The 23,199-nt window shown below is 36.8% G+C and carries 24 protein-coding genes; 9 read left to right on the top strand and 15 right to left on the bottom strand.

All coding sequences use genetic code 11. From position 1 onward, the window contains the following. The first annotated feature begins 24 nt into the window (after positions 1-24). Complete coding sequence (locus tag LF886_RS08070) at positions 25-1,035, top strand: zinc-dependent alcohol dehydrogenase family protein (RefSeq protein WP_236853642.1); 1,011 nt, start codon at positions 25-27, stop codon at positions 1,033-1,035. Positions 1,036-1,149: 114 nt separating this feature from the next. Next, positions 1,150-2,052 carry a DMT family transporter gene (locus LF886_RS08065; RefSeq protein WP_236853641.1) on the top strand — a complete coding sequence of 301 codons (903 nt, stop codon included), beginning with the start codon at positions 1,150-1,152 and terminating at the stop codon, positions 2,050-2,052. Between the two features lie 176 nt (positions 2,053-2,228). Here the strand turns inward: LF886_RS08065 and LF886_RS08060 are convergent, their stop codons facing one another. Continuing rightward, positions 2,229-3,155 carry an alpha/beta hydrolase gene (locus LF886_RS08060; protein WP_236853640.1) on the bottom strand — a complete coding sequence of 309 codons (927 nt, stop codon included), beginning with the start codon at positions 3,153-3,155 and terminating at the stop codon, positions 2,229-2,231. A 94-nt stretch (positions 3,156-3,249) separates the two neighbouring features. Between LF886_RS08060 and LF886_RS08055 the strand changes: the two genes are divergently transcribed. The 3 genes from LF886_RS08055 (at position 3,250) to LF886_RS08045 (ending at position 6,708) form a co-directional block, all read left to right on the top strand. Beyond that, positions 3,250-3,780 carry a hypothetical protein gene (locus LF886_RS08055; RefSeq protein ID WP_236853639.1) on the top strand — a complete coding sequence of 177 codons (531 nt, stop codon included), beginning with the start codon at positions 3,250-3,252 and terminating at the stop codon, positions 3,778-3,780. Between the two features lie 234 nt (positions 3,781-4,014). Further along, positions 4,015-4,578, top strand: a complete 564-nt coding sequence (locus LF886_RS08050; protein WP_236853638.1) for a hypothetical protein — start codon at positions 4,015-4,017, stop codon at positions 4,576-4,578. A gap of 6 nt (positions 4,579-4,584) precedes the next feature. Then, positions 4,585-6,708 carry a cation:proton antiporter gene (locus LF886_RS08045; RefSeq protein ID WP_236853637.1) on the top strand — a complete coding sequence of 708 codons (2,124 nt, stop codon included), beginning with the start codon at positions 4,585-4,587 and terminating at the stop codon, positions 6,706-6,708. 294 nt (positions 6,709-7,002) lie between these two features. On the opposite strand, the gene LF886_RS08040 is transcribed toward LF886_RS08045, so the two are convergent. After that, positions 7,003-8,115, bottom strand: a complete 1,113-nt coding sequence (locus tag LF886_RS08040; RefSeq protein WP_236853636.1) for a 5-(carboxyamino)imidazole ribonucleotide synthase — start codon at positions 8,113-8,115, stop codon at positions 7,003-7,005. A gap of 24 nt (positions 8,116-8,139) precedes the next feature. Further along, entirely contained in the window at positions 8,140-8,691 is a 552-nt protein-coding gene (locus LF886_RS08035; protein WP_236853635.1) for a DUF1543 domain-containing protein, read from the bottom strand. 97 nt (positions 8,692-8,788) lie between these two features. On the opposite strand from LF886_RS08035, the gene LF886_RS08030 reads away from it, so the two are divergent. Together LF886_RS08030 and LF886_RS08025 are read left to right on the top strand one after the other, a co-directional pair. Then, on the top strand, positions 8,789-9,619 hold the full coding sequence (locus LF886_RS08030) for a sulfite exporter TauE/SafE family protein (RefSeq protein WP_103232576.1): 831 nt from the start codon (positions 8,789-8,791) through the stop codon (positions 9,617-9,619). Then, on the top strand, positions 9,619-10,002 hold the full coding sequence (locus LF886_RS08025; RefSeq protein ID WP_109737959.1) for a DUF1634 domain-containing protein: 384 nt from the start codon (positions 9,619-9,621) through the stop codon (positions 10,000-10,002). The genes LF886_RS08030 and LF886_RS08025 overlap by 1 nt, the downstream gene beginning before the upstream one ends. 3 nt (positions 10,003-10,005) lie before the next feature. On the opposite strand, the gene LF886_RS08020 is transcribed toward LF886_RS08025, so the two are convergent. After that, the gene (locus tag LF886_RS08020; protein WP_124533836.1) at positions 10,006-10,383 is read right to left on the bottom strand and encodes a VOC family protein; all 378 of its coding nucleotides are present in this window, start codon (positions 10,381-10,383) and stop codon (positions 10,006-10,008) included. Positions 10,384-10,406: 23 nt separating this feature from the next. Next, complete coding sequence (locus tag LF886_RS08015; protein ID WP_236853634.1) at positions 10,407-10,847, bottom strand: nuclear transport factor 2 family protein; 441 nt, start codon at positions 10,845-10,847, stop codon at positions 10,407-10,409. 111 nt (positions 10,848-10,958) lie between these two features. On the opposite strand from LF886_RS08015, the gene LF886_RS08010 reads away from it, so the two are divergent. Further along, positions 10,959-12,041 (top strand): endonuclease/exonuclease/phosphatase family protein, encoded by a 1,083-nt coding sequence (locus LF886_RS08010; RefSeq protein ID WP_236853633.1) that lies wholly within the window; start codon positions 10,959-10,961, stop codon positions 12,039-12,041. A 46-nt stretch (positions 12,042-12,087) separates the two neighbouring features. On the opposite strand, the gene LF886_RS08005 is transcribed toward LF886_RS08010, so the two are convergent. The 10 genes from LF886_RS08005 to LF886_RS07960 all read right to left on the bottom strand — a co-directional run bounded on the left by LF886_RS08005 (position 12,088) and on the right by LF886_RS07960 (position 22,243). Further along, the gene (locus LF886_RS08005) at positions 12,088-13,146 is read right to left on the bottom strand and encodes a diphosphomevalonate/mevalonate 3,5-bisphosphate decarboxylase family protein (protein ID WP_236853632.1); all 1,059 of its coding nucleotides are present in this window, start codon (positions 13,144-13,146) and stop codon (positions 12,088-12,090) included. Between the two features lie 130 nt (positions 13,147-13,276). Continuing rightward, positions 13,277-15,046 (bottom strand): AMP-dependent synthetase/ligase, encoded by a 1,770-nt coding sequence (locus LF886_RS08000; protein ID WP_124533844.1) that lies wholly within the window; start codon positions 15,044-15,046, stop codon positions 13,277-13,279. Continuing rightward, complete coding sequence (locus LF886_RS07995) at positions 15,043-16,056, bottom strand: NAD-dependent epimerase/dehydratase family protein (RefSeq protein ID WP_236853631.1); 1,014 nt, start codon at positions 16,054-16,056, stop codon at positions 15,043-15,045. The genes LF886_RS08000 and LF886_RS07995 overlap by 4 nt, the downstream gene beginning before the upstream one ends. Before the next feature lie 477 nt (positions 16,057-16,533). Further along, entirely contained in the window at positions 16,534-17,538 is a 1,005-nt protein-coding gene (locus LF886_RS07990) for an MvdD family ATP-grasp ribosomal peptide maturase (protein WP_236853630.1), read from the bottom strand. Beyond that, on the bottom strand, positions 17,531-18,487 hold the full coding sequence (locus LF886_RS07985; protein ID WP_236853629.1) for an MvdC family ATP-grasp ribosomal peptide maturase: 957 nt from the start codon (positions 18,485-18,487) through the stop codon (positions 17,531-17,533). Before LF886_RS07985 ends, LF886_RS07990 begins: the two co-directional genes overlap by 8 nt. 74 nt (positions 18,488-18,561) lie before the next feature. After that, positions 18,562-18,789, bottom strand: coding sequence for a microviridin/marinostatin family tricyclic proteinase inhibitor (locus LF886_RS07980; protein WP_124533852.1), 228 nt, complete (start codon positions 18,787-18,789; stop codon positions 18,562-18,564). 52 nt (positions 18,790-18,841) lie between these two features. Beyond that, positions 18,842-19,081: a microviridin/marinostatin family tricyclic proteinase inhibitor gene (locus LF886_RS07975; protein WP_109737954.1), complete on the bottom strand. Its 240-nt coding sequence runs from the start codon at positions 19,079-19,081 to the stop codon at positions 18,842-18,844. Between the two features lie 114 nt (positions 19,082-19,195). Then, entirely contained in the window at positions 19,196-19,975 is a 780-nt protein-coding gene (locus tag LF886_RS07970) for an alpha/beta fold hydrolase (protein ID WP_109737953.1), read from the bottom strand. Positions 19,976-20,078: 103 nt separating this feature from the next. Beyond that, positions 20,079-20,798: a pyridoxine 5'-phosphate synthase gene (locus tag LF886_RS07965; protein ID WP_124533859.1), complete on the bottom strand. Its 720-nt coding sequence runs from the start codon at positions 20,796-20,798 to the stop codon at positions 20,079-20,081. Positions 20,799-20,974: 176 nt separating this feature from the next. Beyond that, positions 20,975-22,243 carry a mechanosensitive ion channel family protein gene (locus LF886_RS07960; protein WP_124533861.1) on the bottom strand — a complete coding sequence of 423 codons (1,269 nt, stop codon included), beginning with the start codon at positions 22,241-22,243 and terminating at the stop codon, positions 20,975-20,977. 271 nt (positions 22,244-22,514) lie between these two features. Here LF886_RS07960 and LF886_RS07955 point away from each other — a divergent pair, with 271 nt between their 5' ends. Beyond that, positions 22,515-23,027 carry a carboxypeptidase-like regulatory domain-containing protein gene (locus tag LF886_RS07955; RefSeq protein ID WP_236853628.1) on the top strand — a complete coding sequence of 171 codons (513 nt, stop codon included), beginning with the start codon at positions 22,515-22,517 and terminating at the stop codon, positions 23,025-23,027. Positions 23,028-23,199 lie beyond the last annotated feature (172 nt).

The following is a 23,199-nucleotide window of genomic DNA, read 5'->3' as shown; positions in this document are numbered from 1 at the left end:
ATTTGCAGAAGAAAAAAGAAAATAATGAATTCACAAATCAATAACAGAAAAATGCAGGCATTGGTATCAGAACAATTTGAAAAACCTTTTGTATTAAGAGAAATAGATAAGCCTACCCCGAAAGATCATGAGGTTCTTATTCAAATCAAATCAGCAGGATTGAATCCTTTAGACCTTAAAATAAAAAATGGGCAGGCAGCTCACGCCAAGGTTACTCTTCCGGCTGTACCAGGCATTGACATGTCAGGAATTGTAATAGAAACAGGGAAAAATGTAGAAGGGTTGAAGAAAGGAGATGAAGTATTTGGAATGGTTGGTGGAGTTGGCGGCCATCAGGGAACTTTAGCAGAATATATTACGGCTGATGCGGAACACATTAGTTTAAAACCTAAAAACATCTCATTTCAGGAAGCTGCTGCTGTCCCTCTGATATTCATTACAGCATGGGAAGCATTAATTGATAAAATTAATATACAACCCGGTCAAACCATATTAATTCACGGAGGAGCCGGTGGTGTTGGTCATATGGCTGTTCAGATCGCAGCAGCCATGGGACCCAAAGTATATACTACCGTAAGCCCGGATCATTTTGAGAGGGTAAAAAATTATGGTGCTACTCCCATAGATTACACTACCATGCCTGTTGATCAGTATGTGAATGAATATACTGCCGGAATTGGATTTGATGCTATAGTAGATACAATAGGAAATAGCGTGCTGGATGATTCTTTCTTAGCCGTAAAAAAATATACAGGGCATGTAGTAAGTATTTTGGGCTGGGGAGATCATAATCTGGCTCCTCTATCTTTTCGTAATGCTACCTATTCAGGAGTATTTACCCTATATCCGTTATTGAGTGGAGAGGGAAAAAAGCATCACGGTGATATTTTAAAAGCGGCTTCCCAACTTTTTGAAACTGGAAAATTGAAGGTTCAGCTCCATGATCAATCCTATACTTTAGATCAAATAGAAACAGCCTATGAATTCCTTGAAAACAGAAAAGCAAGCGGAAAAATAGTCATTACGGTTTCTTAACTGCTGTAAATTCTATCCTGCAAACCAGCATCTGTACCAGCAAAAATCAAAGCAACTGTATCCATCAAAATCATTTTAAAACCGCTAAATTTGCTTGTTACACTTTGATTTACGTTGAAAGATTATAAACTTATTTTTGCTGTTCTTACCGTTGCCATTGTCTGGGGAACGACTTTTTTAGCCATCCGTGTTGCTGTGGAAACAATTCCCGCATGGTTTGTTGCCGGAATCCGTCAGTTTCTGGCTTCTATCATTATGCTTATTGTTCTTCTTTCGAGAAAGGAATTCAAATGGATCGGCTGGAAAAGTTTAGGATATCAGATTATTTTTGCTTCTCTGATGCTGGTGATTGCTAATGGGATGACCACGGTGGCTGAAGAAACCGTATCAAGCAGTCTTGCTTCGTTGATCAGTGCCTGCTCACCTATCCTGGTGTTTCTGGGAAGTGTGGCTGTAGGATTACAAAAGTTCAGTCTGCGTGCTCTTAGTGGCATCATATTATGTTTCAGCGGCATCCTTTTTATTTTCTGGGATGGACTTCAAGATCTCGCCAATCCGGATTACAGAATGGGAATGATTTTCCTTTTCTGTGCTATCGCAGGTTGGGCTTCCGGAACCATTTTCACCAAAAAATTAAATATCCAGAGCGGAAATATAACATTGAATCTGTTTTACCAATTCCTGTTTGCCGGAATCGTTCAGATCATTCTGGCATTCCTGTTTTCTGATAATTACAACTTTGGAAACTGGACTGCAAAAAGTATTTCTGCGATGATATACCTTTCTGTTTTTGGTTCTGTAGCTGCCTTTTTTGCATTTCATTATGCATTAACGAAAATTTCGCCGGTACAGGTTTCTATTCTGGCGTATATCAATACCATTATTGCCATATTTTTAGGCTGGCTGATTATGGATGAGAAAGTGACATTTAAATTCATCCTTGCTGCTGTAATGATCATTTTTGGTGTTTTTATTATCAATTACAAACCGGAAATGTTCAAAAGGCAGAAAGCATAATAACGAAAAGAGAGTTTTCCCAACCACAAAAGACACCTTAATTTTAAAAATTAATGCCCGTTGCTAAAGGTTTACTTAAATATTAAACCCTTCAGATATTACCACAAACACTTATTTAAAAAGCGGTTAAATAATTAATATCACATTTCAAAAAACATATTTAAATTCCTGAAGACCTACTCTGTCCTGCTATAAATTCCGTTTACTTTCAACCATTTTAAAAACAGATCCGTCCACTCACCGGTATTAGTTCCTTTTTTACCCAAGCCCCAACCATGGCCTCCTGATTGAAACAAATGCAGCTCAGCAGGCACCTTATTATTTTTCAAAGCCTGGTACATCAGAATACTGTTTTCTACGGGAGAAATAGGATCATCTTCTGATTGGGCAAGGAAAGTGATGGGAGTCTGAGCATTCACCTGCTTTTCAACCGAAAGTCTGATATGATCCTGTGTATCAGCATTTTTTCCTAATAAAGATTTATAGGAATGGGTAGTATTGTTGGGTGGCAGCATCGATACTACCGGATAGATCATTGCTGTAAAATTGGGCTTAGCAGCAATCAAATCGGTGTCATCCTGAGGTGGATAATAAGATGTATCGAATGTAGAAGAAATATATCCGGCAAGATGGCCACCCGCAGAAAATCCGAGCACTCCTATTTTATTGGGATCTATTTTATATTTTCCAGCATTCTTTCTAATGATTCGTAAAGCACGCTGTGCATCCTGAAAAGGAACTGATTTTGTTGCCCAGCCTTCTGAGGGAAGCCTATATTGAAGTTCAAAAGCTGTAATTCCCAGGGATTTCAGCCATTCTCCTGCAGGATAGCCTTCTGATCCTGATTCAATGTGGGCATATCCGCCGCCACTGATAACTAAAACTGCAATTCCATTAGGGTTTCCAGGCTGATGAATAATAAGTTTTGGGGTACTGATATGGGTAATGGAACCTTTGGCAGAAATGATACTTTCACCACCCGGCCCTGGTCCATCAGGGATTTTCGTCCATAAAGGTATAGACGGTAAATTTTGTGCAGAAATCTCTTGCTGCGCAGCAAAAAGATTGGCCGAAAACAAAAATATAAGTAGTCCCTTTTTCATTTGCTTTATATATTTCTATGTATTGAAGATAATTAAAATTTATAGGTAAGTTTCAAAATTTCTTTACATTTGTTTAGACACAACTATTATCACCATGAAGCAAAAATTATCCATCATTTACGTTTTACTTCTTCCTGCCTTGTATTTTTCTCAAAAAACAGAGCCCAGAGAAGATATCAAACTGAAAAGCTTTGATTATAAAATCTATATCGAAAGCAAGAAAGACCAGACCACTGATCAGGAAATCTATCTGATTCCCAATAAAGGAGATACCATCAGGGAAAATGCTCTTGTTAAAAAAACATCAGGAGAAGAAACTCATAGAGGCATTTACAGAATAAACAATACAGAAATTCATTTTGTGGATATTGATCTTACCACAGAAAAAATGAACCATAGAATATATAGTCCTAATAAAAAAGGAGTGCTTACATTAGTGAAAGAAAATTCAAACCTGAGCTCTTATCCTAAAGACCTTCCACCAAAATTTAAAGATAATAAGCCTCCACACCCTGAATTCGAAGGTGGTGATGCAGCATTGTATCAATGGGTTGAAAAAAACGTGTATCCTGTCCTGCAAAAGAAGTACAAGAAAAAGAGAAAGGAAATTCTGTTCTTGTTTTAGATATAGATTCAAAGGGTGCCCCATCTTTTGTAGAAATAAAAAAATTGAATGTTCCGGATACAATAAAAAAGCAACTTACTGATATCATAAAAACATCCCCTGCCTGGAAGACCAATATACAAGGTTACGACGTCTCAGGACTTGTTTTTATTCCTTTAGAATACTAAAGGGCATAATCGGGGCATTTTCATATTCCCTTCATTTTTCCTATATTGTATACTCAACTTATACAATATGCTGAAAAACACATTTTTTTTATTTCTGGCCGCATCTTTTCTTTTGATAAGCTGCGACTATAAAGAGAAAGAGAAGAACCTGACAGACAGGGAAAAACAATTATTAGAGAAAGAAAAAGTATTTGCCAAGAAAGAGTCTGAATATCAGTCGCTCCTGAAAATGAGAGACAGTATTTATACAAAAAAAGATTCTGTAGTTATCGCGACATGGCCTACAGAGATTTCCGGTCCCTGGAACGGAAAGGTAATCTGTACAGAATCCAATTGCAGTGAATATGCTGTGGGTGACCAGCGTACCGATATCTGGGAATTCGATAACGATTCTACCCAGCCTATTACCAAAATCATCAATAACAATAATCTGGTAAGGCTGTATACAGGCAAATTTGAAAATAATGAGATCAGATTGTCTTTCAAAACAGATTCTACAGCTAAAAAGAATGTAGAAATGAGCGTTCTTCTTAATGATATTTCAGACAACAAGATCAAGGGTACAAGAAGCATCACTTCTGATGGCTGTACTGCCAAGTTCTCTGTTGAATTAGTACGTTCCACAAAATAAACACTTATGATTTTACTGAGTATACACAACCTGAGTCTTCCTATAGAAGATCCGGTACTGAAGTTCCTATTGGTACTGATCATTATCCTTGCAGCGCCCCTGCTGCTTAATAAAATTAAAGTCCCTCACCTATTAGGACTTATCATTGCCGGCGCCATCATTGGTCCCAACGGATTCAATGTATTATCCAGAGACAGCAGTATTGTTGTGACGGGAACAACCGGATTGCTTTACATCATGTTTCTGGCAGGGCTGGAAATTGACATGGGAGATTTCAAAAAAAACAAATGGAAAAGCTTAGGATACGGAGGCTATGCTTTTATCTTTCCTTTTATTTTAGGATATGTTGGAGGATATTACCTGCTAGGGTTTTCAACATTAACTTCTGTCTTGTTCGCCAGTCTATTTTCTTCTCAGACCCTGATCACTTATCCGCTGATCAGTAAACTGGGAATTGCTAAAAATCGGGCGGTCAATATCACTGTGGGAGGAACAATGATCACAGATATTGCTACATTGCTGGTTTTAGCTGTAGTGGTCGGAATGGTACAAGGAGATGTAGGCACCTCGTTTTGGGTTAAACTATCGGTTTCCTTTATTCTTTTTGCATTGATTGTTTTGATCGTATTTCCCATTATAGGACGCTGGTTTTTCAAAAAAGTAGATGATAAAATTTCACAGTACATTTTTGTATTGGTGATGATTTATCTGGCAGCTATGCTCGCTGAACTTGCCGGTGTAGAAGCCATTATTGGAGCTTTCTTTGCGGGGTTGGCCTTAAACAGATTAATTCCACATACTTCTTCTTTGATGAACAGGGTAGAATTTGTGGGGAATGCCATATTTATTCCTTTCTTTTTGATCAGTGTCGGAATGTTGATTGACTTTACTGTATTTTTCAAAAGTTTTGAGACCATAAAAGTAGCCGCCATTATGCTCGTCGCCTCTATTGGTGGTAAATATATATCTGCAGTCATCACTCAAAAAACCTTCAAATTTACTAAAGAGGAAGGAAGACTTATTTTCGGATTAAGTTCTGCTTCAGCTGCTGCAACGCTAGCCACAGTAATGGTAGGTTATAATATCATCCTTTCCGAAACTGAAACGGGAGAACCGATAAGATTACTGAATGAACATGTCCTGAACGGAAGTATTTTATTGATTCTTATTTCGTGTACCATCTCCTCTTTCATTTCTATGGCTAGTGCTCAGAAAATTGCGGAAACAGACAATGAGGATACTGTTTCCGGGAATACTCATGAGGAAGAGAATATTCTATTGGCCATCAATCACGAAGCAACTGTTGAAAGAATGGTGAACCTTGGAATCCTAATCAAAGCCCACTCTAATACAGAAGATCTGTTTGCTTTAAATGTCATTAATGAAGATAAAAATGAATCTTCAGTAAAAAATGCAGAAAAGCTTCTTCACCAGGCAGCAGATGCCGCCGCCGCCGCAGATGTTAAATTACAAGCCTTAAAAAGATACGACAATGATGTGATCAATGGGGTCAACAATGTTATTAAAGAACAGAAAATTACAGACCTCATCATAGGATTGGAAGGTGAAAAGGGATTCTCTCCATCTTTTGTCTATAATCTTTACAACGGTTATCTGCAGAATGATGATGTGAATGTACTAGTCTATCATGCAGCACAACCACTTTCCACCATAAAAAAATATGCAGTGATGATTCCTGAAAATGCCCATCAGGAAGCAGGATTCTTCCATGCCCTGCTGAGAGTCTGGAATATTGCCAGAAATTCAGGAGCTACGGTTATTTTTTATGCCCCTGAAAACATTATTGATATTCTACAGAAAATTATTAAAAAAGCCAATATAGAAGCAGAATTCATTATTATGAACACATGGCAGGACGGAGAAAGAACCGCTGCTCAGCTGAAAGATGATGAAGCATTGATTATTCTGATGGCAAAACGTGGTATGAAGTCCTATATTCCGAGAATGAGAATGATTCCGGAACTTCTGAACAGAAACCTGAATGATAATAATTATCTTTTGATATTCCCTTTCTCAGAATATGATAAAAACAGTCCGGAAATACGTTCTGTAGGAAATCATGGAGATTTTGTGGAGATCGGAAATGTGATTCAGAAGATTTTTAAGTAAAAGAATGGAAGCTGGAAGAGGGATGATGGAGGTTATGTATGAGCGAATAATCACTTTTCTTACATTATCAGACAATTGAGTCATCAATAGGATCGGGCTTTAGCCCGATATAAACAACATGCATACATTTGGCTTTAGCCGAAACCTAAAATTAAGTTTTGGCTAAAGCCAATTAAATCTATACTCATTTGTAAACGGGCTAAAGCCCGTTCCTATTGAAAAATGATATAACAAAATAAAAGGGAGCTGTTTTTAAATATAAAACAGCTCCCTTTTATTTATTTTAAACTGATATTACTCAGCAATCACTCTCACCATTCCTTTCACCTGTACAAGCCTTTCCATCAGCTCTTCTCTGGAATCTGCAAGGACGTTGATGTGTCCCATTTTCCTTCCCGGTTTGGTTTCTGTTTTTCCGTATAAATGGATATAAGTTTCAGGTAACTTAAGGACATCTTCCATTCCTTCATAAACTACTTTTCCTTCGTATCCTTCTGCTCCTACCAGATTCAGCATTCCGCTGTAAGTGATGGCATCGGTATCTGCTAAAGGTAAGTTTTTTACCACACGGTACATTTGCTCAAACTGTGAATTGGTATTTCCTTCCTGGCTTTGGTGTCCTGAATTGTGAAGTCGTGGAGCCGTCTCATTCACCCATACTTTTCCTTCTTTATCAAGAAATAATTCGATGGCGAATAGCCCCGGAGAATTTACTGCATTTAAGAATTTCTCGGTGATAGAATCAATCTGCCCCTGAACATCTTCTGTCAGAAGAACCGGACATACATTGAAGTCCAAAAGATTCAGTTTTGGATCGGCAACCATTTCCGTTAGCGGGAAAATATTGGTTTCTCCTTTTTCATTTCTCGCCACAATAACAGAGAGTTCCTTATCAATATCAACCAGACTTTCAATTACTGAAGCTTCTGTCCATATATGCTGATAATCTTCTTCTGTTTTGATCACCTGTACTCCTTTCCCGTCATAACCTCCTGTATTCATTTTCTGAACAAACGGCAACGGCATGATAATTTTCTCATCACTGTTCCATACCACCTGAAATTCAGGGCTTGGGATATCATGAGTTTTATAAAATTCTTTCTGAAGGATTTTTTGCTGAATTGTTTTGATGATATTGGCATTAGGAACCACTCTTATTCCTTGCTTTTCAAGTTCTGCCAATGCTTCGGCATTTACGTGTTCTATTTCAATAGTTACGACATCTTTATCTTTTCCGAAGTTCAGAACCGTTTCATAGTCATTAAAATTTCCCTGTGTAAAATACGAGATATTATGACATGGTGCATCAGACGCCGGATCCAGAGTATAAAACTCATCATCATACTTCAGTGCACTTTGTATCAACATTCTTCCCAGCTGTCCGCCACCCAGAATTCCTATTTTCATTTTTTATTTTTATTAGATTTATTCTTATTGAATTTTATCGATTTTTAAATAGCCAAGCCCCATTGGATTCTCCTGGTTTTCTGCATCAGACTTTTTAAGAATGATAGAATATTTTTCTTTCATATGTACTGGAAGAATATCACTCACATTGAAGATATCATCAATGTCTACTCCATGTTTATCATCAATATGACTTACCGCTCCTTCAAATCCCATGGTCTGATAAAACTCAGTACCTCTTGCTCTTTTTACAATTTCTCCCATAGACAGCCCCACCATCAGGTGCTGCTCATGAAATTCTTCAAAAAAGCCAGGCTTATACCCTCCCAGATTGAGAAAAAACAGTTGATCTTCGGAAGAATTTTCTCCTTTTTCTACAATCTCCACCTCATATCCGTCAGCGAATTTTACTTCCTGATGACAGTCCACATGAATTTTTCCTTCTGCTTCCTTCCAAAACTCCTTCATATCAGGAACAAGATCTCTAAGATTCTCTGCTATTCCGAAGAAAACATCGTGCTGCTCAATGTTTCTTCCCTTAGGGGTAGCCCCAAGGATTACATAAAATAATTTCATTCTGTTTTTCATGCATGCAAAAATACGTTAAATTTATCTTTTTCAAATGTTTGGCAGACTACTACAATAATTTTATATTTGTACCATTATTTGTAGTATGTCAGAAATCATCATACTCTTCCTTGGCGCAATTTCCGCTGGTCTTTTAGGTTCACTTACGGGTTTAGGAGGAGGAGTCATTATCATTCCTTTATTAACGCTGGGCTTTGGCGTTCCAATGCATTATGCTATCGGTGCTTCACTCATCTCGGTGATTGGTACCTCTTCCGGTGCGGCTGTAGCTTTCGTCAAAGAAGGTTTTACCAATATGAGAATCGGTATGTTTCTCGAAATAGCCACCACAGCGGGTGCTATTGCGGGTGCTCTGGTTTCAGGAATGCTTAATCCGAATACCATCGGAATTATTTTCGCAAGTATCCTTCTTCTTACGGTTATTTTGAATCTTAAAGGGAAGCCTGATCACCAGGAACCTCTGATCAAAGGAAGTCTGGAAGAAAAACTGAAGTTGTACGGAACATTCCCAGATAAAGGAGTATTAAAAAGCTATTCAGCAAGAAATACAGTTCCAGGATTTTTGATGATGATGTTCGCAGGTGCCATGTCCGGACTTTTAGGAATAGGTTCCGGTGCGTTGAAAGTATTGGCAATGGACAATATGATGAAACTGCCTTTCAAAGTTTCTACCACCACCAGTAACTTCATGATTGGAGTAACGGCTGTAGCCAGTGCACTGATCTATTTCCAGAGAGGAGAAATTATTCCTGTCATTGTAGCTCCGGTTTTGATTGGGGTTGTAATCGGAAGTTTTATCGGTTCAAAAACGCTGATGGTATCAAAGACCAAAAAATTAAAAGTATTTTTTGCCATTGTTATAACCATTCTTTCAGTTTATATGATGTATAACGGTATCAACAAAAGCTTCAGATAATGAAAAAGAATTTTACAGATGTAGATCTGAACCGCTCCGTAGGAAATCTTCTTAGACTGGGTGTTATTCTGTCTGTGGCAACCTCCCTGATTGGTTTTATCAAGTTATTTTTTGAAGGGTTTAAAATGCCCGAAAAATATACCAGCCTTGTGGTAGGTACTTCTTCAGAGAAAGTATGGAGTCATTTCTGGAATTCCCTGTGTAAAGGAGAAGGCATGGCTATTATTCAGCTGGGGATCCTTTTGTTGATCTTTACACCTTTAATGAGGATTGTTTTCGCTTTAATAGGCTATTTAAAAGAAAAAGACTACGTATATGTAGTCATTTCTTCTATTGTTTTAGCGATTATGGCAGTGAGTTTCTTTGCAGGCTACGCCCACTAATTTTTACATTTCATAAAACTCCAACGGCAATTGGTCCGGATCCTGAGTAAAGAAAAATTCTTTTCCAGTGAATTCGTCTATGCGGATTTCTTCGCAGCTCAGACCCTTCCCGATCAGTTCATTTCTTTTTTCTGTAACATTGTCAACGGAGAAGGCAAGATGTCTTAAACCACATGCTTCCGGACGTGACGGACGCTGACCTGGATCAGGAAAAGAGAATAGTTCTATGACATAATGATCTCCTATGGCCAGATCAAGCTTATAAGATTGTCTTTCTTCACGGTAAACTTCCCTAATGATATTCAAATCTAAAATTTCTGTATAAAATTTCTTTGAAACGGCATAATCTGAACAGATGATTGCAATATGATGAATTTTCATTTCCTACTTCTTGTTTAATTTTATTATTTAATTTCCTTACAATTATCCTTTCTTCTCGTATCAATAACATATTGAATTTTCCATTCATTATTCTGTTTCACCAACTGAAAACTATTTGCTCCACAATGAGACAGCTTTCCTTTTAAATAAAAAGAATAAGGCGTAAACACACTTGCCAGATTTCCATCGGTATGAACGGCTTCTATGATAATTCTTTCATCCAGATCTCCTTTCGGAAATTTAGAAACTGAAGCAATAAAATCCTGTATGCTGTCACTTTTTACAGTACCGTCTTTGGTAATAGTCTGAAGAACTGCATTCTCCGAAAAGGCAGATTTTACCAGCTCAGAATCTGCATTTTTCATACCAAGGAATAGGTTACGGATCGGTTTTTCAATATCCTTATTTTGCTGACCAAAAGCTGAAATACTGATCAGCAGAAGCAGTGCCATAATTTTATTCATAGAATATGATTTATATAAATAAAAGTAAGCAAAATTTAAATTAATAAATGGATTCTAAAATTGATTTTCCTTAAATTGTACCAAAAATTATTTCAGCCAAAGAATTTTCATATGTGGATTATTTATCTGGTTCTGGCCATACTTTTACTGGTCTTGACTATCCTTCCAAAAATTCAGCATTCTCACTGGATATTCCGGGTTCCTGAATTTGCTAAGATACAGGTTACTTATCTTATCTTTTTCACTTTTCTATTAGGGCTTATCATTGATCCTATAGAATATGTATGGTATTATCAGGGATTTTTACTTGTGCTGTTTGTTTATCATAGCCAGACACTCATCAAATATACCCCTCTTTATCCTGTAAAAAAATATAAACAGCACACCAAGTCCTCTGAAAAGCTTCATTTCATTTCAGCCAATGTCTATCAGTTCAATAAAGAGTATGAGAAATTCATTGAGCTTGTTAAAAAGTATAACCCGGACTTTTTCATGACTATGGAAAGCAATGGTGACTGGGAAAAAGCAATGAGACCTTTAGAAAAAGAATATGGTTACCAACATAAGGTGACCCTTGAAAACACCTACGGTATGCATTTCTATTCCAGGATTGAAATTAAAGAAGCCATAACTCATTATTTCGTAGCAGATGATATTCCGAGTATTGAAATACATATGAAAACAGCTGATGGCTTTTCTTTTGTTTTCTTCGGAGTTCACCCACCACCGCCAAGTCCTACAGAAGAGGAAACATCAAAGGAAAGAGATGGCGATCTTCTAAGCACAGCCAAATGTGTAAAGGATATCAAAAAACCAGTCATTGTAGTAGGAGATTTCAATAACGTTGCCTGGTCAAGATCATCTGTACTTTTCAGAAAAACAAGTCATCTGATAGATCCGCGAATCGGGCATTCTTTCGTTTCTACCTTTCATGCAAAATACCGTCTTTTAAGGTTTCCTATCGATCTGATGTTTCACAGTGAAGATATTTTTATTAAACAGCTGAAGACATTGGAGAATTTTGGTTCAGACCATCTTCCGGTATACTGCGAGTTTTTCATTGACCATCATAATGATGAACAGGAGGAGCTGGTAGAAACAGCAACTTCTGAAGAAAAAGCAGAAGCCGAAATGATGATAGAAGAAGGAAAGCAGGAAAACGGCGACCGGGAAGCTATAGTTACTGAAGATTAAGTATAAAAAAAGTGGACTAAAGCCCACTTTTTTGAATATTATTTTTTTAAAACTTCATCACATCCTTCACTACCCCATTCTTCTGCGTATGCTGTAATAATTCAGCTTCAATAAATGCTTTGATCTTTTCTTCAGAATCATTGCTTGGAAACAGAAGGTGAACATTGGCTCCTGCATCCAGAGTAAAAAATAATGAAAGTCCGGTTTCTCTTCTAAAATCCCAGATTTTGTTGATGACTTCCAGGGTTCCTGTTTTCATTAGGATAAAAGCTGGGTCACTCATCATCATCATCGCATGCAGTGTAAGTGCTTCATGCTCTACCAATTTGATAAAACGGTTCATATCCCCAATTTTCAGGATTTCTTTCATGGGAACAAAGTTTTCCCTTGCTTCCTGGAATCTCCTTTCTGAGTAAGGATTGGTATTCATCAAACCGTGTCCTACCGTTGACGAAACACTTTTTTGTCCTTCATGAATTAACAAAACCCAGTCATTAAAGTTTTTAAATACTTCATGAATTTCCGTATCCGGATATTGTACTCCAAATAGATCAGAACTACCTTCTACCTCATCAGTTTTTCCCCAGACAACAAGTCCGTTGTATAAACTTCGGCATGCACTTCCACTTCCAAGTCTTGCTAAAAATGAAGCTTTTCTCAAAGATTCTTCTTCAGAAATTTTTCCTGTAAATGAAGCATCCAATACCATCAGACATTGTGCAATCGCTCCAAATCCCGAAGCTGAGCTCGCAATCCCTGAGCTATGTGGAAATGTATTTTCTGTTCTGATACTATATCTTCCTTTTAAAATCCAAGGAAGGTATTGTTCTATATTTTTGAAATATTTCTCAATTTTTTCAGCAAACTTCACTTCTTCATTTCCAGCCAGAAAAGTCTGTACTGAAAAGGGCTCATCCGCTATAAACTCCATTGAAGTATTGGTTTTACAGTGGTTTAGAGTATAGCTGATACTCGGATTGGCAGGAATCTGGTTGTCATATTTTCCCCAGTATTTAATCAGGGCAATATTGGACGGACAGCTTTCTGAAACCGTTTGTGTATGAATGCTGAAATTTTCTTTTCCTATAAATTCTTGTGTCGTCATCGTTTAATTTAAGTGATAAAACTTTTAACCACCCCCGTCAAAAATTCTTTGAATTTTTGCCACCCCTCCAGAGAAGGGAATTTTCACGTCTTCAGTTGTGATATATGTGAAAACAGGAGATCAAAATCTCTTAGTACATCTTCTCTATAATATCTGCATATTTTTTGATCACCACGTTTCTTTTGACCTTCAATGTAGGAGTGATTTCTCCTGTATTGATATCAAATTCTGCAGGCATCAAGGTGAATTTCTTCACTTTTTCATAATCTGCCAGGTGGCTCTGTAATTCTTTAATTTTTTCTTTGTAAAGGTTGATTACCTTCTCATTTTTCACAGCCTCTACCCAGTTGGTAAAAGGAATATTATTTTTCTTGATATAATCCTGTAAAAATTCAAAATTAGGAACAATTAACGCTGAAACAAACTGTCTTCCTTCCGCAATCAGCATAATCTGCTGGATAAAATTGTTGTTGGTCAAAAGGTTTTCGATCTGTTGCGGAGCGATATATTTCCCATTGGAAGTCTTCATCAGATCTTTGATTCTGTCCGTAATGATCAGGTTTCCTTTATCATCAAATTTTCCTGCATCACCGGTTTTGAACCATCCGTCTTCCGTGAACACTTTCTGAGTTTCTTCAGGCTTGTTATAATATCCTTTCATGATCCCGTTACCTCTCGCCTGGATCTCATCACTTTCTCCGATACGCATTTCTACTCCCGGCAAAGGTTTTCCGCTTGTACCATGTTCAAAATGAGTTAGAGGGAAAAGAGTCAGTGTCGCGGTAGTTTCTGTTAATCCATAACCAACAGTCACGTGAATTCCCACTGAATCAAAGAAACGGGTAACTTCCGGTGACAGAGAAGCGCCACCACATGGTAAAAACCAAAGTCTTCCGCCCATTTTTTCTTTAATTTTACTAAAAACCAGCATATCTGCGACAGATTCTTTAAGTTTCAATACAAAAGGAATCGGTTTTTCATTTCTTTTCAATTCAGCAGTTTCCCATCCGGTTTTAAGCGCCCAATCAAAGATTTTCTTCTTCAATGATGAACCTTCTTCTGCTTTTTCCAGGACTCCGGCATATACTTTCTGAAAAAATCTTGGTACAGCACACATCGCAGTAGGCTTTACTTCCTCCAATGCTTTAGCTATATTTTTAGGATCTTCCAGGAAATAAACTCGGGCACCCCCGTATAAACACAGTAAGCTCCAGCTTCTTTCAAACACATGGCTTAAGGGTAAAAATGCCAGTGAAAGCTCTTCTTCAAAATTTTTAAACTTAAAAAATTCAAAGTGAGAATCGAATGCTTTAATGAAATTTCCATGGGTAAGCATTACCCCTTTTGGAATCCCGGTGGTTCCGGAAGTATAGATCAATGTGGCAGTATCATCATTTTCTTTCTTACAGAACTCAAGCTCTAGTGAAGCTTTTGCAATAAAGTCTTCAAGATAAAAACTATTGAATTCCTTCTTGATCCACACTGCTTTTTTGGAAACAATAATTGTTTCCAGATTATTTTCTTCTTTATGTAAAAATTCTAAACAAGCATCATACTGCAGCTGGTTGCCTACTAAAACAACCTTAGCTCCGGAATCGTTGATGATATGTTCTGCCTGCTCAGCATTATTGGTTGAATAAATAGGAACTGTAACAGCACCAATAGCCATTGAAGCAAGGTCCACGATCATCCATTCGGATGAATTATCTGAATAAATAGCAACTCTGTCATTTTCCTGAACACCAGCTTCTTTTAAGGAATTGGCGGTTTTAAAAATAATCTCACTGAATTTTTGCCAGCTCAGCTCTTTCCAGGCTGCATCTTTCTTTTTAAATCCGATGGCCGCTTTTATAGGATGTTTTTCTACATTTTTAAGGATAATTGCCTCTGCAAGATTCATTTCTTCAGCTTTTTGTCGTTAATATAATTATTCAGGTGAAAGTCTATACTTTCTTTTACAGGAATAAACTGATAATTCAGCTTTTCTTTGACTTTGTGATTGGAAATGGTGTTGAATGATGAAATGGCCTCAATATTTGATTTGGTAACCATTTTCAGTTTCGGGATCAGCCAGCCGAAAAGGGTGTTGGCAATTCTTCCGATATTTAATACGGATTGTGAAAGAATTCTGGCATCTTTAAGCCCCAGACGGGTTCTCACTTGTTTTGCCAGGTCAGCATATCGGTTGTTTTCAGCAACAATGATAAAACGTTCTCCAAAAAGATTATTTTCCATTAGCCCGATCGCAGTATTGGCTACGTCTCTTACATCAACATAGGCAGAACCACCGGAAAAGGTAAAACTATTATCTTCAAAGGTCGAGAAAAGCTCCCCGCTGCTTTGGCTCCAGTTTCCACTTCCTACGATCATTCCCGGATTGATAATGATTGCATTCAGACCTTCTGCTGAGGCTCTCCATACTTCCATTTCAGATAAATGTTTTGAAATAGCATAAGCAGAGTGTTCCAGTTTTGGATTAAACTCAGAATCTTCGTCCAACTCTCCTTTTTCATTGAAATTATCAAGAACGGCAACAGAACTTACATGGAGAAATTTTTTCACGCCTGATCCTTCACAGGCAAACAACAGGGCTTCTGTACCCTTGATATTTGTACGGTACATCTCTTTTTCATCTTTTGGATGAAAACTTACTTTTGCGGCACAGTGATACACCTCATCTACACCTTGCAGTGCAGTTGTCAAAGAATCCAGATCATCAAAATCTACGTTTACCCATTCGATCTTATTAAAAAAATCGTCGGGATTCTCCGTATAAAAGCTGTATGAATGCCTTACTTCGTTTAAATTGCTGCCCGGTCTTTTGGAAGCACGTACATTTTCACCTCTTTTAAGAAGTTCCAGTACAATTATTCTTCCCAGAATTCCGGTAGCACCCGTTACAAAAATCATTAATTATGTTGCTTGATTGCTGACTAAAATATAACAATATTTTCTATCCGGCAATTCTTCGGAATCCTGTGAAAATTCCTCTGAAAAACCGCTTTTGCAAATTTGCGATTTTTAAAGCATAATTCAACTTAATTTAACCAATATTATCATTTTGAAAACGATAAACTTGAAAGTTTTAACCACAAAAGTCACAAAAGTTTTTAACCGTTTTTTTTATTTAAATTATAAACTTTGCATGAAAAAGTACACCTAAGTTTTGAGACTATATATTTTAAAATGATTGTCTACAAAAAAAGCATTGAACAACATTACAATGGTGGCAAAATATTCCAACTAAAGGAGCGAAAGTTCACCTCCTCTGGAGGGGTGGCAAAAATTCAAAGAATTTTTGACGGGGTGGTTCCAACCGATTCAATAAAAAAGTCCTGAAAGAATTGACAACTTTCAGGACTTTTATGATGAAAACATACTTTGTTTTTAAGCCATCACCTCATTATTTCTTCTTGGAGCCTTGTCGCAGAGAACATCTGCAATACTCTTGGAAATAAGGTTTCCTTCTGTAAGATTATCCAGCCAGAAGAACTCTCCTGCGGCATTGATCTCAATAAAGTAATATTCGTCTTCAGGAGAAACGATCATGTCTATCGCACCATAATCTACATTGTAAATATCAAGCAACTCCAGCAGCTTTGCTTCTACATCTCCCGGAAGTTCTGTCCTGGTCCATTTATCAATGAGATTTATTCCGTCTTTTCTCCAGTCTACTTTGGCATCTTCTGACTGTTGAGAGTCTATTTCAAATGCATAGACATCTCTTCCCACAATGGTAATACGAAGTTCTTTTTTCTTTTGAATCATCTGCTGAAACTGCATTGGGCAGTACAGGAGTGAATCTAGTTCTTCCAATTTATCTTCACTGACAACGTTGGTAAAAACTACATTTTCAACACCGTCTTCATAGATTGCAAAACCGGTTTGCATTTTGGCCACTACATTCTGATGTTTTACAATAAATTTCCTTGCTTCATCAGGATTGTTAGTAAGGCAGGTTGCCGGAATGGTCAGACCTAATTTATCGGCGATTTTCAATTGCTCTTCCTTACTATCGAGTCTTCTGTAAACACTTGGTTTTCCCAAAGAATAAGTATCCACTGATTCAAAAAAGCCAAAAAGAGTATTGCGGATCTCGCCCATTGTTGCTCCGTAAAACTTAGAGTCTATCTCTTCTTTCAGTCCTTTTCCGATATTGTAGGCTCTTCTGTACCAAATGGCTGAAATATCATCCAGGCGATGTTTTGCTTCAGGAGTTTCAAGGTAGCTTATCCATTCTCCATCCTGAAAAATGGTAGACAGTTTGTTTTGTAAAGGATATACATCCACATCAAAGCGGATGACCTCACAGTTATTTTTTCCGATGTATTCTGTTACTTTTTCAATTGAAAAATTATCTGCAGTATGCGTTATAATTAAAATTTTATTCATGGAAATTAATTCTTTTGATAAGATTGTCGGCAATTCTTTCTGCAATGGGAAATCCCAGTTCTTTCTGCAGCATTCCCCATTCTCCCTGTGGATTAACTTCAAGGAAATAATAGACTCCATCTCTTCCTTTGATCATATCGATTGCTCCGATATAAAGCCCCATTTCATTCATCATGGAAGTGAGATTGGCTTTCACAGTGGGCGGCAGTTCATAAGCTGACCAGAAATAACCTTCACGGGCAACTCTCCAATCTGCATTTTCGCTGTTATTAATTTTTCCTGTGAAAAAATCACCGTCTACATAGACGATTCTTAATTCATATTCTTTATCAATATAGGGTTGAAAAATCATTGGGCAATATGCGATATCTGATAGATGTTCCAAAGATTCTTCTTCAATAACAGTCGTGGAAATCATATTTTCACCTGACATCGTTTTTGCCGTTACACCATGAAGTTTAGCAATTGCTTTTCCCTTACAGTATTGATGGAAAAACGCCGTTATTTTTTCTGAGTCATTGGAAAAAAGAGTTCTAGGAATGTTCAGGTTATTTTTTTGAGCAATTTTCAGCTGAAATATCTTATTTCCATCAACCTTTTTTTCATTTTCATAAGGATTGATCCAGGGAATATCTTCTAAAGCTGTCATCAGATTATACCTCAAACTTCCATATTCATTCAGAAAAATTCTTTCATAATCCTGATCCAGTTCTTCAGGAGCATTAATTTTCCAGGCTTTTCTGTGCCATACTCCTTTAATAGAATCGGAATGGATTATATTTCCGGATTCGTCAGTTAATTCAAACGAATTTTCATGAATACTGATCTTCTGAAGATGATTCAGCCGGTCAGAATTCAGTCTGAAATAAGGGATATTTTTGGAGGTCAGATATTCGAAAAAGAGATCGATATTATAAAAATCCTGTGAATGAGTGATGCAGAGAATCATTTGCCGGTTTTTATTAAAAAGGGAAACTTAGACATTAAGTTTCCCCTATTATTTTTATTTATATTCTACTTATTTTATAGTGGAATAGTAATGGTATCATCATCACCGTCAGATGGATATTTCATCGTATGCATCATATCATCTTTTGGAGATGTTACAGTGTCTACTGAAGGTTTTGTGATCATATCTCTTTCAGGAATTGAAATAATATCTGTTCCTCCTTTTACCGTTTCCGGATCTTTAACCTGTTTTTCTAAAAATGATGCAAAAAACGGCTTCTTCTTTGAGCTGTTACTTTTCATAATGTTTAGTTTTAGTTTGATATATAATTTAGCTTACGCTTTCGTATATTTCTTACATTTCAAAAACATCATCATCTCCGTCAGATGGATATTTCATCGTAACATTATCATTATCAGGCGTTGTAACACTATCTTCAAGTGCTGAAGTAGTGATATGATCCTTGATTACTGAAGTAATCTGGTCTGCAAGTTTGGAAGTAATAGCTCCTCCTTTCACAGTTTCTGGGTCTTTAACTTGTTTTTCTAAGAATGTCGCAAAAAATGGCTTCTTTTTTGAATTTTTGTTTTCCATAAGTTAATATTTTTATTGTTTTGGAAATCCAAAGTACAAAAAATTCAAAACATGGAGAAATAATATTAAATTTTAATATAAATTTAACATAATATCAAAAATCAAAGAATAAAATTAATTTAATTCCAAAAATTCCTTAACAACATTTGCAAAATCAACCGGATTTTCAGCTTGTACCCAATGTCCTGCATTTTTTACCGTTACCACTTTAGCCTTTGGAAACTGCTGTTTGATTCCGAATTCATCCTGAGGCAGGATGTAATTGGACTTTTCTCCTGCTATAAAGAGTGAATCTCCTTCAAAAACACCGAATTTAACAGCGTTGGAAACAAATTCATTATATTTTTCGGATAATGTTTTAAGATTAAATCTCCAGCCAAGTTTTTTATTTTCATCCCAATACAGGTTTTTCGTTAAAAACTGTATCGTAGATTTTTCCGGGATATACTGATTGAGAACTTCTTCCACTTCATTTCTTGAACCTACTGTATTGAAATCAACAGTTTCCAATGCTTTTATAATTCCTTGGTGATGGGGTGGATATGCTTTAGGCGAAATATCTACAACAATCAGTTTTTCAACACGTTCAGGATACTTTATTGCAAACTGCATCACTGCCTTTCCTCCTAAAGAGTGTCCTAGGACATGTGCTTTCTGAATTCCATAATGATCCATATAACGGGCAATATCATCTGCCAGATCATCATGAGACATACTTTCCGAATGAAAGCTTCTTCCGTGATTTCTGAGGTCGATCAGGTGTACAGGAAGATATTCTCCCAGGTCTTTTCCGAAGCTCCCCCAGTTGTCAAGCATTCCAAATAGTCCGTGGAACACCAACAACGGCGTATTAGTTAAGTTTTCGCCGAATATTTTTGAGTTTAAAATTTCCATTTTTCTTAGAAGTTAGATATGAGAAATTAGAAGCTAGATCATATGAGAGACCAAAAACGAAGTATTACTTACTTTTAATCTCTAACGTCTAGTTTCTTATTGATTACCATTTTGCCAGTCTCTTCAAATAAGCCTGAACCGTATTTTCCAATCCCATATAAAGCGCTTCAGAAACTAAAGCGTGTCCGATAGATACTTCCAACAGGTTTGGAATGGTATCTGCAAAGTACTTCAGATTTTCTAAGCTTAGGTCATGTCCAGCGTTGATTCCCAATCCGAAATTGGTAGCTTCAACCGCTGTGTCATAATAAGGTTTTATAGCCTGTTCTTTATGAGTCAGATAATTTTTTGCGTACGCTTCGGTATACAGTTCTATTCTGTCTGCTCCGGCCTTCGCTGCGTATTCTACCAATTCTGGTAAAGGATCAAGGAAAACAGAAGTACGAATCCCTGCATTTTTAAATTCTGCGATGATCTCTGTAAGAAAATCCAAATGTTTTTTAGTATCCCATCCTGCATTAGAAGTAATTGCATCATCAGCATCCGGTACTAAGGTTACCTGCTCCGGTTTTACATCCAATACCATATCAATAAAGCTCTGATGAGGATTTCCTTCAATATTAAACTCAGTCGTAACCAATGGCTTCAGATCATAGACATCTTTTCTTGTGATATGCCTTTCATCAGGTCTTGGGTGAATGGTAATCCCCTGTCCTCCAAATTCCTGAATTTTTACAGCTGCTTCTGTAACACTTGGGGTTTCACCTCCTCTTGCATTTCTTAACGTCGCAATTTTATTAATGTTTACGCTTAGTTTTGTCATTTTTTATTTTAGATGTTAGATATGAGATGTAAGAAGTTAGAAGCTTGGGGCTGGAAATAAAATCCAGACTTTGCACTTCAATTGGTTCTTCTACATTCATGATCATTTAAAAATTTAATTTAAAATTTATAGAAAAGGGGGTAAAACTTCCTGCTTCCCTCTTCAATCTTCCTGCTTTATACTTTTACGCTTACCTGCATCACCTGAAGCTCAAATTCTTTTGAGGCGACCAATAAATGGTCAAAAATATCTGCCTGAATCTGCTCAAAACGCTCCCATTTGGAATCACTGGCAAAACAGTAGACTTCAAGCGGCAGCCCTTGAGGGGTGATATCCAGCTGTCTAACCATTCTGGTTCCGGTTTTGTCTACATCCGGATCATTTTCAATATATTTCTGTGCATAATATCTGAAAACCCCGATATTGGTAAGCTGTCTTCCGTTCACAATTTTATCTTTATGTTCCAGGCTTTCTTTTTCTTTTTTGATCTCAATATTTCTTTCTTCAAGGTAATCTGAAATAAGATTAATTTCCTTTAGACGTTCAATATCTTCATCTGTCAGAAACTTAAAAGAATTGATATTAAAGTAGATTGACTTTTTTATTCTTCTGGTATTAGATTCAGACATGACCTGCATATTCTTGATCTCAGTGGTCATCAAATCATAGGTTGGAATAGTGGAAACCGTCTTATCAAAATTGGTAATTTTGGTTGTCAAAAGGCTAATATCTGTAATATTTCCCTCGATGCTGTATTTGGGAATGCTTACCCAATCCCCTACTTTCAGGATTTTAGAAGTTGCCACATGCAGTCCCGTTACAAATCCCAGAATTGTATCTCTGAAAACAAGTACCAAAACAGCGGTAATAGCCCCCAGACTTCCTACAATAGTGGTTCCTTTGATCCCAAAGATTACACAGATTCCTACTACTGTAAATACAAAGAGTCCTAAAATTTTTACCGTTTCTGAAATGGCATTGAGTGCCATAATTTTATAAAAATCCTGTTTGATGCTAAAATAATTTCTAAAAGCAGTCAGTGATCTATACAACATTCCGGCAAGTATTAATACCAATCCCAAATTGACACATCTAATAATAAAGATGGTTGTTTTGGGCAGAGCATTTTCCGGAAATATAGACCCCTGGATAGACCCGACAACGATCAAAGCAGCAAAATGCGCTACCGAGTTGGTGATTTTAGACTGATAAATAGATTTTAAGATGGGAAACTTCTCTTCATTATGAAATAACCGAAAAATAGAATTGATGATGAATTTAAAAACAAAATCGGTAATTAAAAGCAAGACAAGAAGTAGACTAAGTTTTACAATAATATGAAAAAACCAGTCCAGCCCAGTTGGTGAAATCCGGGTAATATAGATGTAAAGCTGCTCGCTCAGCTCCTGTATAAAGTTTTTGGTTTCTTGTAACTGGTCATTCATTACAGCAAATTTATGAAATTAAGAATCATGATTTTACTATTCACAATCAATTTTCATCCCAAAAAGTATTTACCCTAAGATATTTGACAAAAATTTTTCACAGACCATATTGTAAAATATCAAATCCATCACAACACTTGATTATAGGTGAAAAATTAACTACGGAAATGACAATAAAATAAATAATATTAAAATAATCACAATTTTAACGTTTTAATATTAATTATTTATTAAATTTGGTTAAAACTAAACCCATCAAAATCAATTAAATATGAGACAAAATTACTTATTTATTATGCTATGCAGCCTTGTGCTTCTGGCCAATTGTAAAGGAGACGACACTGCTGCTCCTGAAGAAACACCTACTAAAGTAGTCTACACAGGAAAAGTGGAAGGCAAAGTATTTGCTAAAAACGGGACAAAGCCTATTGGAGGGGCTCTTGTATTCACCACTGATAGCCAGAGCAATGTTTACCATACCTATTCCGGCGCTGATGGCAGCTTCAGCTTAACCGCTCCTGAAGGAAATACTACCCTTCACATTCAAACCGGTGATGGAAAAAATTTCAGAACCGAAGTTCCGGTTGCCGTTAAAAAGAATGAAACAACTACTGTCACTACAACAGATTCAAAGCTGAATCAGATAGCAAAAATGGCTTATATAAAAGGGAGTTATGACAAAATCGAAGATATTATAACTTCTCTTGGATATACCGCAACTGAGATTACTTATCAGGATTTAAAAATATCAATACTATTTCGCAGTATGACATCATCTTCCTGAATTGTGGATCCCGTGCGTATGCACAGACAGGAACCAACGCTCCAAGTAATGATGCTAATGTATACTCCAATCTCTCCACTTTCGTAACTAATGGCGGAAGTCTTTACAGCTCAGACTGGGCCTCAGCTTATCTGGTAGGGGGAAATACAAATACTGAAAATTGTAATGCTCC

Origin of the sequence: Chryseobacterium sp. MEBOG07, assembly GCF_021869745.1 — a bacterium.
Lineage (GTDB): Bacteria > Bacteroidota > Bacteroidia > Flavobacteriales > Weeksellaceae > Chryseobacterium > Chryseobacterium viscerum.
This window is presented reverse-complemented; position numbering and strand designations above follow the sequence as displayed.